Source organism: Fervidobacterium sp. (assembly GCF_059913585.1).
The window spans coordinates 22,609-39,036 of record NZ_DBOLZL010000014.1; the positions used below are offsets into that span (position 1 = coordinate 22,609).

Genomic DNA, 16,428 nt, shown 5'->3' on the forward strand with positions numbered 1-16,428 from the left:
TCATGGCTGGGAGGAAATTCCTTAAAGTAACTGATATTGCCTTTGTTACAATTGCAATTCTTCTTGGAATAGGCTGGTATTTTTTCCGCCTTGGACACAACCATGGTAATGTCCCAGGGAAGAAAACACTTTCTGTGAGAATCCAAGGTGAAGAGGTGTTCAAGGTCGAAGAACCTGGCGAATTCATAATAAGAAACCAAGAAGGAAAGTACGTTACAACATTACACTTCGATGGAAATAAGGCCTGGGTTACCGATTCGGATTGTCCAGATAAGATTTGCGAAAAAACAGGGAAGATAGGACCAGGAGGGAGTATAATTTGCGTGCCAAACAGAATGATAATAGAGTTCAAGACAGACGAGAAAAAAGAAAAGAAAGAAGTAGACGTAGAAACGTGGTAGTTTTTGGGCTGATGATTGCATTGAGCAGCGTAGTATATGTTGTCGAAGGTTTAATACCATTTCCTGTACCGGGGGGTAAGTGGGGGTTCTCAAATTTCTTAGTGTTGTATATGTCTGTTTTTTCAGGTCTTTCAGACGCGGTGGTTCTTTCCGTTTCTAAATCTCTGCTCGGTTCTATTCTTTCTGGCACCATATTTACTCCGGGGTTTTTCATGGGTTTTTTCGGCAGTGTGGCATCTGCGATAGTGCAAAGTTTTCTCTCAAAGTTCAACTTCTTAAGTGTATTTGGAATAAGCTTTCTGGGGATGGTGACAAACAATTTAGTGCAGTTCGCCATCGGCAGTTTCTTAATCGGTTCAAAAGCTATTTTCATCTTCCTACCAGTAGTGATGACGTTAGGTACATTCAGTGCGTTTGCGAATGCTTTCTTGGCTGTGAAAACGCATAGTATTGTGGAAAATTTTGAACTAAACCAGGAGGTGGAAAAATGATAAGAAGGTCCGATTTTCCAAAAGATTTTATCTTCGGAACGGCTACGGCAGCATACCAAATTGAGGGTGCAGCAAACGAGGATGGTAGAGGGCCATCAATTTGGGATGTCTTTTCACACACGCCTGGCAAAACCTTGAACGGCGACACAGGAGACGTTGCGTGTGACCATTACCATCGATACAAGGAAGATATCCAGTTGATGAAAGAAATAGGTTTAGATGCTTACAGGTTTTCTATCTCCTGGCCCAGAGTCATGCCAGATGGGAAGAACATCAACCAAAAGGGTGTGGACTTCTACAACAGACTTGTTGACGAACTTTTGAAGAATGATATCGTACCATTCATAACCCTCTATCACTGGGACTTACCCTACGCACTCTATGAAAAAGGTGGATGGCTCAACCCTGATATAGCACTTTATTTCAGAGCATACGCAACGTTTATGTTCAACGAACTCGGTGACCGTGTGAAACATTGGATTACACTGAACGAGCCGTGGTGTTCTTCTTTCTTGGGTTACTACACAGGAGAGCATGCCCCGGGTCATCAAAATCTACAAGAAGCAATAAGTGCAGCACACAACCTGTTGAGGGCACACGGGCATGCTGTTCAAGCGTTTAGAGAAGAAGTAAAGGATGGAAAAGTTGGCTTGACCAACGTTGTAATGAAAATAGAGCCAGGCGATGCGAAACCTGAAAGTTTCTTGGTTGCCAGTCTTGTTGATAAGTTTGTTAATGCATGGTTCCATGACCCTGTTGTTTTCGGTAAATATCCCGAAGAAGCAGTTGCACTTTATACGGAAAAAGGGTTGCAGGTTCCCGATAGCGATATGAACATTATTTCAACCCCCATTGACTTCTTTGGTGTGAATTACTACACAAGAACACTTGTCGTTTTTGATATGAACAACCCACTTGGATTTTCGTATGTGCAAGGCGACCTTCCGAAGACCGAAATGGGATGGGAAATCTACCCGCAAGGCTTATTTGATATGCTGGTCTATCTTAAGGAAAGATATAAACTACCGCTTTATATAACAGAGAACGGGATGGCTGGACCTGATAAGTTGGAAAATGGTAGAGTTCATGATAACTACCGAATTGAATATTTGGAAAAGCACTTTGAAAAAGCACTTGAAGCAATCAATGCAGGTGTTGATTTGAAAGGTTACTTCATTTGGTCATTGATGGACAACTTCGAGTGGGCATACGGATACTCAAAACGCTTCGGTATAATCTACGTAGACTACAATACACAAAAAAGGATACTGAAAGATTCAGCGTTGTGGTTGAAGGAATTTCTAAAATCTTAAAAGTTCGAAAGAAAAGAAGCCCCGAAAGGGGCTTCTTTTGTGGGATGGGCTTAATGTTCTTATTTTAAGCTGTAAAGCCTTTCTTTAGGATTCACTATCTCTGTAATACGCACACCGAAGTTTTCATCAATGACAACAACTTCTCCACGTGCAATCAATTTGTTGTTTACGTAGATATCCACAGGTTCTCCCGTAAGTTTATCCAATTCTATGAGAGACCCCACGCCAAGTTCCATAATTTCTTTCAAAGTGAGCTTTGTGCGTCCAAGTTCAACGGTAACATTTAACGGCACATCAAAGAGCAACTGGAGTCTTTCATCCAAAACTTGGGGTTTTTCGGATGGCTGCTGAGTTTTTCCGAAATCTTCAAATTGGACAGGTCTTGCTGCAACCGCTTGCTTTTCTTCTCTCTTTGGAGTAGGTGGAACAAAAGTTGTAGCCGTTGAAGTGGAAGTCTGAACTGTTTCTGGAACTGATACGCCTGATTGCTTTTGTTCAACAGTCGGTGCACCGAATATCAATTCATATAGTTTTTTGACAAACGGGATAGACATTGCCAAAAAGAACTTAGCAGGTTTCAATTCTTCGATGGTCATTGTAAACGTTGCTTTTGCAACTTTGTCGTTTTCATCGCCTATCGGTGGAAACTTCACGCTCTGGTCATCGAAATTTAGAATCTCCGTCGTCGGTGGCGTGATACTAACGGGCTTTTTTATCATATCGGAAAGTGAAGTAGCAGCTGAACCCATCATTTGGTTCATGGCCTCGCCAACGGCACTAAGCTTGAACTCGTCAAGTTCATCACTCTCTGGCTTACCGAGACCACCCATCATTATATCAGCGATTTCAGCTGCCAACTGTTTTTCAAGAACCATCGCAGTCAAGCCCTCTACTTCGCCTTCAAAATGTATCGTTACACAAACCTTCTCACCGCTTATACCTTTTCTTAATTCGCTGAGTGTCATAACTTCAACTTCTGGTGTTGAAATGTCCACTTTTCTGCCCAAAATGTTAGATAGCGCAGTTGCACCCGCACCAAGGATTATATTTCCAACTTCGCCCACCATTGATTTTTCAATATCTGAAAGTCCATCATCTTGCACAACTTGCTTGAGTAACGCATCTAATTCTTCTTGGCTTAGGAAGTCATCTGCTATCATGCTTCTTCACCTTCCTCTTTAGGCTCTTCTATCACTTCTGTAATCTTTACAGCATAGTTCCCCTTGTACTGACCAGGTTTGCCTAAGAATTTTGTTCGACCGTTCACTTCTACTCTTATCGGTTCATCGTAGTGTTCCTTCAACCTTATTACGTCGCCAACCTCAAGTGTTAATATTTCACCCAAGGTCAGCACAGTTTCACCAATGATTGCAATAACATCTATCTTCGTTCTTTGCAAATTTTCCTTAAGCTTTCCAACGTGTTCTTCTGTTATCTCCTTTTGCTTTACTTTGAACCAACTCTGTGTTGTGAGTTTTTCTCCTATTGGCTCTATAACAGAAGAGGGCCAGCAAAGACTCATGTAACCTTCCACTTTTCCAAAACTTACAAAGAACGTAATTGCTAAGACCATTTCGCTACTGGGAACTATCTGGACGAACTGTGGGTTTGTTTCTGTAGATTCAACAACAGGAATAAACGGGTGAACGGACATCCAAGCTTGGGAAAGTGCGGTAAGTAGGTTTACAACTTCCTTTTTAATTATCCCCATTTCGATTTCTGTTGGGATTCTTTTGACATCGCCAGGTTCACCAGGTCCGCCAAGTAGAACATCCAAAATACCGTAAAATATTTCTAAGCTCATATTGAATATTGCGCTACCCACCAATTCTCTTGCCGTGAATATGGTTATGAAAGACGGGTTACCTATGGATTTCATGTATTCATCGTAGGTAAGCTGGTCTATACCGACAACATTTACCGAGGTGAAGGATCTTAATTTACCAGATAAATACGTAGATACACTTCGTGCAAAGTTTTCATGTATCATCTGAACGGTTCTAATTTGTTCTTTCGAGAACTTCTGAGGACGCAAAAAATCATACGTGCGAATCTTTTTTTCTTCGCCCTCTTTTTTCACTTCTTCGATGTTAACTTCTCCTTGCGAAAGTGCCGCCAACAATCGGTCTATTTCTTCCTGGCTCAGTACATCCGGCAAAACCAACAACCTCCCGTTAAAGGGATTGTGATATTATTACTGGACTGTGCTTATTGCTTTTATGTATATGTAAACGTTCAAAACTCCAAATTTTTCTTTCTCGCCAGTAAACCCGGTAATCTGGTTTACAGCTTCCCTGATTTGCTTTTTTAATAAGTCTAAACCCGCTGGAGTTACAAGGTCAAAACGCTCTTTGCTCAAGAATATGGTTGCAAGTGCGTCCATTATCTCATCATTCTTTTCAGCTACAGCCGCTCTGCAAGGTTCACTACCAACAAGCAAGGTTAAAGAATCTACAACCACAACATCCCTTCCACCTTTAAGCATAAAGGTTTGATACTTACCTTGGGCAATAACAACTGCCTTTATCTGGACTGGTGCCGCAGCGACAGCTGATTGTTCTTGCTGGGTTTGACTTGGTTGCTTATTCGAACCAAGCATAAAGAAAACAACCAAACTTACAACAAGTGAAATAACTAATGGGATTACTATCATCTTTATTAAGTCCATTAAACCGCCTTTCTTCTTAGCTTGCTCTTGCTGTTGTTCAACTTCTTCAGGCATACTTCGCCCTCCTTAGCTTTCTTAATTTATCAGTATCCCTTAGTTTCTCTCTTGATTACGATTTCTATTTTCCTATATTTTGCACGTGTTTGCTCAACGTCTCTATAGTATTTCTGGGTAAGCTCTGTTCGCTGTCTCTGGTATTCCTCTGTAGATATTTTACCACTTTCATAGTCATTTTGTAGTTTTGACATGTCGTAGTCGTAGTTTGCCTTTATAGATTTCAATTCTTTGTTTACATCGACATCACCTTTTCCTATCGGAACAAACCTATCAGGCGAATAGAAATAATCGATATCGAATAAGCCTGACCTTATTTCTGCATACCTCAACGCATACCTTTTTTGCTTTAATTCCGTTAGCATGAAATTCACTACTGAAGAAGCCCGTGCACTGCTCAGGTGCCAGTTCGATGGATAAATGGAGTCTGGAGTTGTTGGCCTGTCATCAGCGTAGCCTCTAACTTCTATGATGTTTGATGTGTGCTCCAGAATTATAGCGCCCAGTTTTTCAATTATTTCCTTAGCTTCAGCTGTTAGTCTCGCACTTCCCGTTTCGAAAATCTTAAAATTAGTCAATGTGATAAGTGTTCCTTCGTCTCGTTCTTCAATTGTTACCTTGCCCTTGTATTCTTCAGAGATTCTCAGTAGTTCCTGATAAACCCCTGGCTTTGAAGATATAAGCGCTTCCTCGCTCATTGTCTGCCCACCAGTTAAGACACTTGGGGGATTTCCACTTAAAGCTAATGTCAATCCAACTACCACCTGTTGAAACTTTCCTGGGCTCAAGCTCGACATTGAAAACAAAAGGACAAAGAACGTAAGAAGCAGAGTGACCATATCTCCATATGTATTCAACCACGCTGGTACCGAGGGGCAAACACACTTCTGCTTTTTCGCCATTAGGCACCAGCTCCCTGAACTTGTGCTTCGTACTTAACCTTTTCGGCGCTTGGTAGATACGATTTCAGCTTTTCTTCAAGCACCCTTGGGTTTTCTCCAGCCTGAATAGACAACACACCTTCCAAAATCATCCTTCTGGCAAGTTCCAAATCCGCCGCACGTCTTGCTATTTTTTCGGCTACCGGAAGCCCCACGATATTGGCAAGAATAGAACCATACAGCGTGGTTATGAGTGCAACCGCCATAGACGGTCCCAGTGTTTCTGGGTTGTTCAAACTCTTAAGCATCTGGATAAGCCCGACCAGAGTTCCTATCATTCCAAATGCTGGACCAAAGGTTCCCAGAGCGTCGAAAAATCCTTTTTGATCCATCATTTCAGCTGTTGCCATCTCAATTTCTATCTCCATCATGGACCTCAGAACTTCTGGCTCAGTTCCATCAACAACTAACTGCACTGCTTTTTTCAAAAACGGATCCTGAATTTCTTCCAAATTCGCTTCAAGCGATAGCAAACCTTCTCTTCTTGCCTTTTCTGAAAACGACACAAGCGTTCTTAGGGTTCCGACATAATCAATTTTTGGTTCTTTGATAGCTCCCATTATAACTTTAACAATACCAAAAACTACGTTCTTTTTGTTTGCGGTTATAGCAGCGGAAACTGCACCACCAACAGTTATAATTACGGAAGGGATATTAATGAATGTAGCGAAATCACCAGCTCCGCTGATAATACCATACACCATCATACCAAAACCTAGAACGACGCCTAGTAAAACGGTTATATCCATTATTCCTCACCTACCATCGGAGGTAAGAATATCTTCTTTTTGTATTCCATGATTCGATTAACGACTTCTTGAACAGGTTCAAGAACTATGTATTTTTTACCATTGTATAAGGTTATAGTGGTGTCTGGGTTGGCTTCAATTTTTTCTATATATTCAGCATTTAAGTAGAACTCTTTCCCGTTCAGTCCTGTCAGTTTTATCAACTTTTTCACCCCTATGGGTTTCAGATTATTTTACCCGATTATCTTCTGAGATTAACCACTTCTTGGAGTATTTGGTCAGCTGTGGTTATCGTTCTTGCGTTTGCTTGGAAACCTCTTTGGGCAATTATGAGTTTTGTGAACTCTTCGGAAAGGTCTACGTTGGACATTTCAAGTGCACCTGCAACAAGGGAACCAAACCCACCCTTGCCCGGTTGACCAATACGTGCTGTTCCGCTGTTTGCACTTTCTCCATAGAGTGAATTGCCAAGTTCGAGTAATCCTGCCGGGTTATTGAATGTTGCAAGTGCAACTTTTCCAAGCACGTCAACCAGACCGTTGGTGAAGGAACCAATTATGTCTCCGTTTTCAGAAATTGAGAATGATTCAAGCACTCCTTGAGCGTTACCGTCTTGTGATTTAACAAATGCATCTGCAAGTGCGGCAAATTGTGTCATGCTGTTCATATCGAGCTTTATTTTTACAATACCATCACCATTTTCACCAGCATTGAACATGATGGCATCAATGTTTTCGCCCTCAGATATGCGACCAGTGTTTGGGTCGAAGGAATTAACTCCAAGTAGTCTTCCTGTTTTGTCGAACCTTAATACACCAAAGCTACCACCGGTAATCTCAGTGCCTGTATCGTAGTTTGAAAGGTATTTTATGTTCTCCCCTGTTGCACTTCTAATCCTGAACGCCCAAACATTCTCTTTATCGCCGTAAACTGATGCTAGTTTGACAAAATCGATGTATAACGTGTATGGATTTCCAAGCGAATCGTAAACTTGAGTTGATGTTGTATAGAACGGTGATTTGAACGAAACAACAGAGAAGTTGGTCGGATTATCAGCTTCGTAGAACCTTGGTTCACCAGCGCCTGGAATAGTTAACTGGTCAACCTTTGCCGGTTGGTACACAATGTCTTGATATGAATTTCCACTTAAAAGATTTGCATCGTATATCGTGTTATCTCCGTTTAACAAAAGCACATTGTATGTTCCAATTGCATCCCCAGTAACTGAATCTCTAATCACTCTCACAACTCCATATTTTCCCTGTGTATATTCAAAGCTTATTTTACCATTTCCGCCATCGTCAATTGCTGTCACAACTTCTGAACCAAGCGTTTTTCCATTAACAATTACACGTACCCTGTATTGCCTACCTGCAACAAGATTTGCATCTGTTAAACTCTGTGTTCCTGCACTGTTTATGTCTTGCGGGGCAATCCCAGTAACTAATGTTCCATCAAGGTTTTCAACAACATATTGAACTGTATAGTTTCTCGTAAGTTGGCCTGCAATGGTTGATGCAACGTTTGCACTATCAAGTTCTAAATCAAGCGGAGCCACTTCTTGGGTAGAAGCTGCTATTTCCACAAAGTAAGTTTGCCCGTCAATAAGTTTTTCACTGGCGATTGCCTCTGTGACGTTTCCATTGAGCACGTTTCGAGAAAGTGTATCAACTATTCTTCCTTCGCTATCCCTTATAATGAACAAATAATTTCCATCTTGCTGTTGGATTGGTTCTGTAAGCGTAATAGTACCACTTGAAGCTGTTCCAGAAAGTTTTTGTTTAATGGCACCAGCACTCACGACATTCCCAAATTTGTCAAATTTTATGTATATCTTTCCATCAATCTTATCATCCAAGTTTGCATCTATCTTACCAAGATATATTTGATAATCACTGAACGTATCCTGGAGTCCTCCGAAGTCTCTTTCAAAGGTGACTTTTGTGTTAATTGTCCTACCACCGTATCCATTTATCGCAATAACAAACTTCTCAGGTCCTACCCTTGCATCAAGGTTTCCTGCCAGTGTCATTCTCGATGTCTGTTTTGCAGCCATGCTGAGACCTGCTGATATTTGGATACTACCTATTGGTTTGTTGGTATCAACGTATCTTCTTCCACTTGTGGGGTCTACTTCTGCAACCCATCCTTGGAGTTTCAGACCTGTTGTCGGTTGAACGATGGTTCCATTAAGGTCTAAGTCAAAGTTACCTGCCCTTGTGTAAAAATATCTCTGACCATTGGAAAGGATAAAGAATCCTTCACCTTGGATTGCCAAATCTGTTTTCTTTCCAGTGTTTTGGAAGCTTCCCTGATTCATTATTTTGTCAATGGATGCAACACGAATACCATAACCAATTTGTTTTGGGTTTGTTCCACCTGTTCTATCAGTTGCCCTTCTGGAAATATCAAGAATTTGGGAAAAGTTAGTCGCATAGGTGACCCTTGCACCTTTGAAACCTATCGTATTAACGTTCGCAATGTTGTTGCTTACAACGTCAATCTCTTGCTGGAAACCCTGAAGTCCAGAAACACCACTGTAAAGAGACCTCATCATATATCCTCACCCCTACGCATAGATTTCTGATATTTCTGAAATTTCGTATATCTTGCTATTTACAACAACGTTGATTTTGTTCCCATCAAATTGAACACCAGAAACTACGCCACTTTCAACACTTGGAATTTCTTCGTAATCTCCGTTAGCTGTCAGCTTAAGTATTTTAAAAGTGTATTTTCCATCCTTTACTTTTGTTCCGTTCTCATCTTTCCCATCCCACGCAATCAGTTGCATCCCAGCATCAACATTTCCCAGCTTTTGCTCTTTTACAAGCTTACCATTTTGATCAAAAATTCTAACAACTATCGTTGCTGGGGTGTCCAATTTAAATACCTTAGTTTCCGGTATCCCATTTGACACCGTGATTGTGTTTGTCTTGACAACAGCAGTCTTTCCTATCATTGAAACTGCTTGTGTTCTATAAAGCTGAGCTGCGGTATCTACGAATTGTTGGACTGATTTACTCATGTTCATTATCTGTTCGAGAGATGAAAGTTGAGACATTTGAGCAATGAAATCCCTATCCTTCATTGGTTCAAGGGGGTCCTGGTTTTTAAGTTGTGTAATAAGCAATCTCAAAAAGGCTTCTTTGTCCATGTCTTTTTTTGTCGTTCTTTCAGCCACTTGAGAGAAGAGATTAGCCGTTGCGTTCACGTTCATTATCATCTTCTATCACCTCTTCACTGAATGCCTTTCTTCTATTTTCATGATTTTGTTCTCCATGTTTTTGGTTTTGCTGGTTCTGATGGTGTCTTGCATCCTCGTAATAGTTGCTCTCTTCTTTCATCTTCACTTCCATATTCCTCACATCGAAATCCAAAGCCGTTAATCTATCTCTCAGTAAACCGATGTTTCTCTCAAGCAACTCTTTGCTTTTCTCGTTCTCTGCAACAAAGACGATGGTTATCGCTCTTCCTTCTTTTCTAAGTTCAACATCGATGTTTCCAAGTTGTTCTGGGTATAGTTTCATCCTTACGTTTTCTTCCAACCTGTTCGAGAAACCGAAGTCCCTAATCTTTTTGTAAATTTCTTCAAGGTTCTGGGAATGCTGTAAACGTTCTACAAGTTCAAATCTGTTGTTGATTTGGTAAGTCTGCTCGGTTTTAGACTCAGATGCTTTGTAAGTCAACTCAGCAAGTCTTTCCAAAAACTTGTTAGAGATATTCGGACGTTCTTGAAATTCTTCTTTTTTGCTTTCTTCTTTCACCTTGTACTCAACTTCGAAAGACTTTATTTCTAATTTATTCTTCGATGCTTGGACTATTTCATTCCTAAATTCTTGAGCATCGTATTTTTCCTTACGAGCTTCTTCACCCTGCGAATCAATTTGAACCTGATTAACCGTATCTTTCTTATTCTCCGATTGAACCACTTCTGAAAGGGTTATTTTGTCCTCAACTTTCAAGGGTTTTTCACTGTCAATATTTTTGGTGTTTTCTATAGTTTTGTTATAGTGGATTTTCGGTTTTTCTGTTGCAATATTTTTAACGAGCTCAGCCGAGAGAATCAGTTGACCGTTGGTAACCTTTGAGTCAGCTGAGTCTATTACTTCTACAACTGTACCTTTTTCATTTTTGTTTTCCAAAATGCGAAGTGTTTTTAAGTGTTCGGAAGTGATTACCTTTATAGAATTAATCACTTGCAAGATGTTATCATCTATACCTTTTCCTGAAATATTCTTGTTGCTATTATCATTTAAAGCTTTCTGTGAAGTTGTTTGAACTACTGGAAACGCTAATATGTTTTGTTGACTGACTCTTTGCACTTTTTCAAAACTGTTTTTATCAACAACATTCAGTGGTATATCGAGCCTGGGTTGAGACGCAAAATTCTTCTTTTGCTCTGTTTGAATCTGGACTACTTTATGAGAACCTAGAGTATTTTGGCTAATGCCGACAACATTCTTCAGAGAATCTGATTTTGAGTTCCTCGAATCTGTAATCACAACAGCATGAGATGAATTGTCCTTCCCACTATTCACATGATTCACATCCGATAAATTTGCGCTGATTACTTGCTGCATTTGAACTATTCGTGAAATCTCAACAACAAGAGTCTGAAGTACTTGTGGTTTGTCGCTCATATTGCTTCTAAAGTTATCTTTGTTAGCTGTAACTGTTTTCGATATTCCAACCGTTTCAACCGTTCTTTCTTCCCCTTCAGTTGTTCTTTTATCAATGGACCTATCTACAGACTTAGATGAATCGTTTTGAATATTCGCTCCATGTATGTTTTGAAGATTATTAACGACCATCCCAGAATTTGGAGTTTGAAAAGCTAAGCCTTTTAAACTGTTTTTTGCATTCATCGATTCATTTTCAGCACCAAAATTTTGGCGAATATTTAGTGTTTTTTTGCCATCCTGTGAAATACTTGGAACATTGTTATCATAGTTGCCCTTTGCTTTGGCTATGTGTTCGGCTACTTGCTGTGGTTGTTTTGATTGCCAAGATTGATATGATTTCACATCTTGCAATGCTCTTGATGCTTGAGATTGAGAGTGAGAGGATATACGCCATCCGTTGTACGTTTTGTTATTGGGCGATTGTTCACTTAATTGACTAACTTGCCCTTTCCCGGTCAGTTCTCCTGTCGATTTGCTTGCTCGAGTCGATTGAACTGGTTGGCTTGATTGTAGAGAGCTGTTTGGTTTAGTTCTTTGTTCCTGTTCGGTTAACACCGTTGCTGGCTTTGTGATATTATCTTCAGCACCGAAAGTTTTTTGTGCGTTAGAGAGATATCCAGTGCCATCATGAACAACAACATTTTCTTTTTCGCTGGTGCTTTGGACTTTCGCACTGGCATCCACAACGATAACCGTTTTTCCGCCATCTTTCAGAACTTTCGGAGAAAATTCTTCTATAAACTTTTCTTTCAGGTTTGAAGCCGTTTCTTTTTTCTCTTTGTTCTCTTTGTTGAGAACAAGAGAATCATTGTTTTCTTCCGTATCTCTTATGATTTCGGCATTTTCCACCTCAGCAACTACAGTATCTCCATAAGTAGATGTGTTTTGCTTTATATCATCCGTTGTTTCCACAGTTGCTTTGGCTTGCTTTATCCTGTCCACTGTCTTATCCATTTCGTATTTAGTCATTAACTGTGTTTTGTTTGGCAATATAAAATTGTCCTTTTCTATTTCTGGTTCTTTCAACTCTTCTTTTACATTATTATTTTCAATTCCATCACCGGCAGTTATTTCTTTAAGCTTTCTTTCGCTTTGACCATCCACATTTTTTAACAATTCCACCGGCTTTCTTACATTTTCTTTTAGCAGTCCGCTTGCAGATTTCTGTGTTGAATTGTCGTTGGGTTGATTATTCTCTGCATTGCTTTTTAAAAGCTCTTGAACAATTTTTTGGAGAATCTTCTCAAAAGATTCTCCATTTTGAGAATTTTTGCTTATCTCAGAGAGCACATCTTGTATTTTTTCAGAACTACCAAGAATTTTCGTAAGGTTAATCAAATCTATCAAAATCTCGCCCCCAAGTTCAACACTTCGATAAAGAGTTCTTCATTTTTGTCTTTTATATCTTTCAACAATCTGATTCGTGTCTGATCATCCACATTTGATAAGATGAAAAGCACTAAATCTGGTTTTTTGCTTATCTTTTCAACCATATTCCAGATTTCTTCGTATGGCATCTCAGACAGATACGCTGAAAGTCCTTTTCTAAAACCGTCAATGGTCACTATTTGAGCTTCGTATGAAACTATTTCGTGTATCTTCTCTTCTAAATCTTGTATTTTATTTTCTATATCACTAATTAATTGGTCCACGCCACCCATTTTTTCAATCACCTGAGCTGCCTTCACCGGGTTGACCGCTGTAAGTTCCTGGACTAGCTCTGCTCTTGTATCTGCTGGTAGTTTGGAAAATACCAGTGCAAGCGTCTCGACGGACATGTTATCTGCGTTCATTAACCTTCTAAGTTGTGCTGGCTCAGAGTTGAGGAATGTATCCACAATATCATTCAAGCGTTTCAATGTCGTAGTATCCTTGACCTTGTTAAGTTCTTCTTTTAACCTTTGTTCTTTCCAGTTGTTCTCAACAGTTGTTAAAGTTTCCATAAGTTTATCGATTTGAGCTTCCTTTTGAGCTAAGAGCGTCTCTTTTTCTTCGAGTTCTTTCAATTTGGCATCCAGTTGTGAAGCATATTCTTCGTATGCCTTTTCAAAATACTCCTTTGCAGTGAAAACACTAATCGGTTCATATTGAACAAAGTTCTTTACAAAAGGAACTTTGGAAAATAAGTATCCAAAATAATTCCTCCATGCCTGAAATGTAGAGGCTTCCTGACCGTATATCTGATTTATGAGGAAGGAAGAATAACCGTAAAAAAACAGTAGACCAACTAAGAGAACTCCAAAGATTATTCCCAATATTATAAACACAACCTTTTTTGATTTCATCACTCCACCTCCATTTCAATATTTCTTTTGTTTTGTACATTTTTCCTAAGTGTGAAAAACTTTTATTAAAAACAAAAGGGTCGGCGTGTTAGCCGACCCTTTTGTGTCTTTTTGCGAGGGTAAGTTATTACTCTTCCGCTTGCTGTTCAAGATACTTCTTGCGCTCTGCTATTATCTTTTCCTGGATGTTTGGTGGGACGATGTCGTATTTTGCAAACCTCATGGTGAAGTAACCTCTACCACTTGTGATGGATGACAATCTGCTCTGGAAGTCGAGCATTTCTGCCAAAGGAACTTCTGCTTTAACAACGGTCATACCTTTACCAGCAGGTTCCATACCCATTGGTCTTCCTCTTCTGGAGCTAATATCACCCATGACATCTCCTGCGTTTTCATCTGGTGTGAAGACTTCGACATACATTACAGGTTCCAGGAGCACAGGTCTTGCCTGTTGCATACCTTTCTTGAACGCTTGAATTGCCGCAATCTGGAACGATATATCTGAAGAGTCTACTTCGTGGTATGAACCATCAAAGAGCGTTACCCTAACATCAACAACAGGATACGCTGCAAGAACTCCTTTTTTCATAGCTTCGCGAATACCTTTTTCAACAGATGGTATGAAGTTTCTTGGAATGACTCCACCAACGATTTTGTCGACAAATTCGAACCCTGCACCTCTTTCGAGTGGTTCTATTTCAATCTTGACGTGACCGTATTGACCGTGTCCACCTGTCTGCTTTTTGTGTTTGTGCTCAGAAATTGCCTTTGTTGTTACTGTTTCTCTGTAAGCAATCTTTGGTTTTCCAACTTCAACATCAACACCAAATATGTTCTTGAGCCTTTCGACCATAACATCAAGATGCATACCACCGATACCAGAGATAACGGTTTCGGACGTTTCTGGGTCAAACTCCCATGCAAACGTTGGATCCGAATCCGCCAATCTGCTCAAACCGTTGCTAATTTTGTCGATATCTGATTTCGATTTCGGATTGACGCTCTTTGAAATCATCGGTTCTGGATACACCGGTGGAACTATTGTGAGTTTTCTGTCTTTGTGTGTCAAAGTATCTCTGACAGCGCTTTCCTTGAGTTTTGGTAGAACTACAACATCACCACAGGATACTTCTTCAACCTCGTAAGTTTCCTTACCTTTTGCAAAGTAAAGGTGACCAACTTTTTCTTGAGAACCTCTGGTCACGTTGACAAATGTGTCTCCAGGTTTGAGAACCCCAGAGATTACTTTGATATAGCTCAATTTTCCAACGAATGGGTCGACAACAGCCTTGAATGTGTATCCAACAAATGGGTCCGTTTCAGAAGCCAAAACTTCCACTTCATCTCCACTTTCAAGTCTTGCTTTGTAAGGTTTTGCATCGAGTGGGGATGCTCCAATGTTGTTTATTGTTCTAAGCAATATATCAACACCTATATTCTTTTCAGTGGAACCTGCCAAGACTGGGACTATCTGTCTTTCAATGAATCCCTTTCTGAGAGCTGCCCAGAGTTCTTCAGGTGTGATAGGTTCCTCTGCAAAGTATTTTTCCATAAGAGCATCGTCAAGAGAAACGATGTCCTCCATTATGGACATCTTTATTTCTTCCACTTTATCCTTAACTTCCTCCGGAATGTCTGTTTCCTTCGCTTTGCCATTTTCGTAAACGTATGCTTTTCCAGACACAAGGTCAACTACACCTTTGAAATTCGCTTCCGCACCAATCGGGTAAATTATTGGTACAATCTTCGCCTCAAAGCGTTCTTTAAGAGAGGCAAGCGAATTATCAAAACTTGCCCTTTCTTTGTCCATCTGGTTGATGAAAACCATAATTGGTTTTTCCATTTCTGTTGCAATTGCCCATGTTCTCTCTGTTTGGATTTCCACACCTGCAACAGCGTTAACAACACTTACAACGTTTTCGGAAACAAAAATAGCACTAATGACTTCACCTATAAAATCACTGAAACCTGGTGTGTCAATCAATGTAATCTGTTTGCCTTCGAACTTGAACGTTCCAACGTGTGAATTTATACTTGCACCTCTCTGCGCTTCTATTGGATCAAAATCAACCTCTTTCTTTGTTACGTTCATACCACCAAGGTTAAGAGCTGTTATCATCAAAGCGGATTTTCCAGAACCGTTGTGGCCTACCAAAGCCACCGTACGTTTGTCCTTCGCAACCATGTCCCCACCTCCGTATATGATAAAAAATGTCACTGTGGTATATTTTACCAGAATATTTCGAATTTTCAAACCCTATATTTTGCTTCCAACTTCTTCAATCCGATAATGGATGTAGATACTTCCCTTAGAATTCAAAATATGCGTTTTTTCAAGGCGTAACGAGAACTGCTTATCTATATTCGAAAAAAGGTTCAATCCATCAGGCAGGATTATGGGTTCTATTGTCAGATGTAAGTCCGTCACCATTCCAGATTTCAAAAATTGTGAGAAAACCGCTTGCCCACCGATAACGCATATGTCTCTGAAACCTCTTTCGAAGAGTATTTTCACCACATCGTTTACACTCCCATTTAGTACCAAATCAGGTGCTTCGCATCTAAAATATCCTTTTGAGCTCAAAACAATATTATACCTATCAGGCAACCTTCTGCCGATTGCCTCGTATGTTTTTCTTCCCATTACAACAACACCAGATTGGGTTGTTAGCTCTTTGAAAAGTCTTTTATCTTCTGGACTACCCCATTCGATTCTGTCATCCTCAGCAATAGCGATTGTGCCACGTATATCTGTTACTGCCAGCAACCTGATTTTCGTATCCATCACCGTTCCCTTCTTATTTTTCCAAGCTAAATTTTAACACAAGAATGTGAACAAAA

Annotated in this window: 15 protein-coding genes; 3 read left to right on the forward strand and 12 right to left on the reverse strand. The window is 40.1% G+C overall.

From position 1 onward, the window contains the following. Positions 1–2 precede the first annotated feature (2 nt). The 3 genes from AC3M61_RS04880 to AC3M61_RS04890 are packed head-to-tail and all read left to right on the forward strand — an operon-like array spanning position 3 to position 2,205. Positions 3–401: a NusG domain II-containing protein gene (locus AC3M61_RS04880; RefSeq protein ID WP_500779771.1), complete on the forward strand. Its 399-nt coding sequence runs from the start codon at positions 3–5 to the stop codon at positions 399–401. Further along, positions 320–892: a Gx transporter family protein gene (locus AC3M61_RS04885; protein ID WP_500779772.1), complete on the forward strand. Its 573-nt coding sequence runs from the start codon at positions 320–322 to the stop codon at positions 890–892. The genes AC3M61_RS04880 and AC3M61_RS04885 overlap by 82 nt, the downstream gene beginning before the upstream one ends. Continuing rightward, complete coding sequence (locus AC3M61_RS04890; protein WP_500780015.1) at positions 892–2,205, forward strand: GH1 family beta-glucosidase; 1,314 nt, start codon at positions 892–894, stop codon at positions 2,203–2,205. The genes AC3M61_RS04885 and AC3M61_RS04890 overlap by 1 nt, the downstream gene beginning before the upstream one ends. Before the next feature lie 59 nt (positions 2,206–2,264). Here the strand turns inward: AC3M61_RS04890 and fliY are convergent, their stop codons facing one another. From fliY to AC3M61_RS04950, 12 genes are all read right to left on the reverse strand, one after another. After that, positions 2,265–3,365: a flagellar motor switch phosphatase FliY gene (fliY, locus tag AC3M61_RS04895; protein ID WP_500779773.1), complete on the reverse strand. Its 1,101-nt coding sequence runs from the start codon at positions 3,363–3,365 to the stop codon at positions 2,265–2,267. Continuing rightward, the gene (gene fliM / locus AC3M61_RS04900) at positions 3,362–4,363 is read right to left on the reverse strand and encodes a flagellar motor switch protein FliM (RefSeq protein WP_500779774.1); all 1,002 of its coding nucleotides are present in this window, start codon (positions 4,361–4,363) and stop codon (positions 3,362–3,364) included. The genes fliY and fliM overlap by 4 nt, the downstream gene beginning before the upstream one ends. Positions 4,364–4,399: 36 nt before the next feature. Next, a complete protein-coding gene (locus tag AC3M61_RS04905; protein WP_500779775.1) occupies positions 4,400–4,927 on the reverse strand; it encodes a flagellar basal body-associated FliL family protein in 528 nt (175 codons plus the stop codon). A 29-nt stretch (positions 4,928–4,956) separates the two neighbouring features. Continuing rightward, positions 4,957–5,829: a flagellar motor protein MotB gene (locus tag AC3M61_RS04910; RefSeq protein ID WP_500779776.1), complete on the reverse strand. Its 873-nt coding sequence runs from the start codon at positions 5,827–5,829 to the stop codon at positions 4,957–4,959. Beyond that, entirely contained in the window at positions 5,829–6,617 is a 789-nt protein-coding gene (locus AC3M61_RS04915; protein WP_500779777.1) for a motility protein A, read from the reverse strand. Before AC3M61_RS04915 ends, AC3M61_RS04910 begins: the two co-directional genes overlap by 1 nt. Then, positions 6,617–6,820: a flagellar FlbD family protein gene (locus AC3M61_RS04920; RefSeq protein WP_448377187.1), complete on the reverse strand. Its 204-nt coding sequence runs from the start codon at positions 6,818–6,820 to the stop codon at positions 6,617–6,619. The genes AC3M61_RS04915 and AC3M61_RS04920 overlap by 1 nt, the downstream gene beginning before the upstream one ends. A 38-nt stretch (positions 6,821–6,858) precedes the next feature. Next, positions 6,859–9,174 (reverse strand): flagellar hook-basal body complex protein, encoded by a 2,316-nt coding sequence (locus AC3M61_RS04925; RefSeq protein WP_500779778.1) that lies wholly within the window; start codon positions 9,172–9,174, stop codon positions 6,859–6,861. 12 nt (positions 9,175–9,186) lie between these two features. After that, complete coding sequence (locus AC3M61_RS04930) at positions 9,187–9,843, reverse strand: flagellar hook assembly protein FlgD (protein WP_500779779.1); 657 nt, start codon at positions 9,841–9,843, stop codon at positions 9,187–9,189. Next, positions 9,815–12,649, reverse strand: a complete 2,835-nt coding sequence (gene fliK, locus AC3M61_RS04935; RefSeq protein WP_500779780.1) for a flagellar hook-length control protein FliK — start codon at positions 12,647–12,649, stop codon at positions 9,815–9,817. The genes AC3M61_RS04930 and fliK overlap by 29 nt, the downstream gene beginning before the upstream one ends. Then, positions 12,646–13,587, reverse strand: a complete 942-nt coding sequence (locus AC3M61_RS04940) for a coiled-coil domain-containing protein (protein WP_500779781.1) — start codon at positions 13,585–13,587, stop codon at positions 12,646–12,648. Before AC3M61_RS04940 ends, fliK begins: the two co-directional genes overlap by 4 nt. A 127-nt stretch (positions 13,588–13,714) precedes the next feature. After that, positions 13,715–15,772: an elongation factor G gene (gene fusA / locus AC3M61_RS04945; RefSeq protein ID WP_500779782.1), complete on the reverse strand. Its 2,058-nt coding sequence runs from the start codon at positions 15,770–15,772 to the stop codon at positions 13,715–13,717. 72 nt (positions 15,773–15,844) lie between these two features. After that, positions 15,845–16,372 carry a dihydrofolate reductase family protein gene (locus tag AC3M61_RS04950; protein WP_500779783.1) on the reverse strand — a complete coding sequence of 176 codons (528 nt, stop codon included), beginning with the start codon at positions 16,370–16,372 and terminating at the stop codon, positions 15,845–15,847. Positions 16,373–16,428: the final 56 nt, after the last annotated feature.

Bases quoted from the DNA above. Each gene is read 5' to 3' on its own strand.
- AC3M61_RS04880 (WP_500779771.1), top strand. From the start codon at position 3: ATGGCTGGGAGGAAATTCCTTAAAGTAACTGATATTGCCTTTGTTACA.
- fliY (WP_500779773.1), bottom strand. From the start codon at position 3,365: ATGATAGCAGATGACTTCCTAAGCCAAGAAGAATTAGATGCGTTACTC.
- AC3M61_RS04905 (WP_500779775.1), bottom strand. From the start codon at position 4,927: ATGCCTGAAGAAGTTGAACAACAGCAAGAGCAAGCTAAGAAGAAAGGC.
- AC3M61_RS04910 (WP_500779776.1), bottom strand. From the start codon at position 5,829: ATGGCGAAAAAGCAGAAGTGTGTTTGCCCCTCGGTACCAGCGTGGTTG.
- AC3M61_RS04915 (WP_500779777.1), bottom strand. From the start codon at position 6,617: ATGGATATAACCGTTTTACTAGGCGTCGTTCTAGGTTTTGGTATGATG.
- AC3M61_RS04925 (WP_500779778.1), bottom strand. From the start codon at position 9,174: ATGATGAGGTCTCTTTACAGTGGTGTTTCTGGACTTCAGGGTTTCCAG.
- AC3M61_RS04930 (WP_500779779.1), bottom strand. From the start codon at position 9,843: ATGATAATGAACGTGAACGCAACGGCTAATCTCTTCTCTCAAGTGGCT.
- AC3M61_RS04940 (WP_500779781.1), bottom strand. From the start codon at position 13,587: ATGAAATCAAAAAAGGTTGTGTTTATAATATTGGGAATAATCTTTGGA.
- fusA (WP_500779782.1), bottom strand. From the start codon at position 15,772: ATGGTTGCGAAGGACAAACGTACGGTGGCTTTGGTAGGCCACAACGGT.
- AC3M61_RS04950 (WP_500779783.1), bottom strand. From the start codon at position 16,372: ATGGATACGAAAATCAGGTTGCTGGCAGTAACAGATATACGTGGCACA.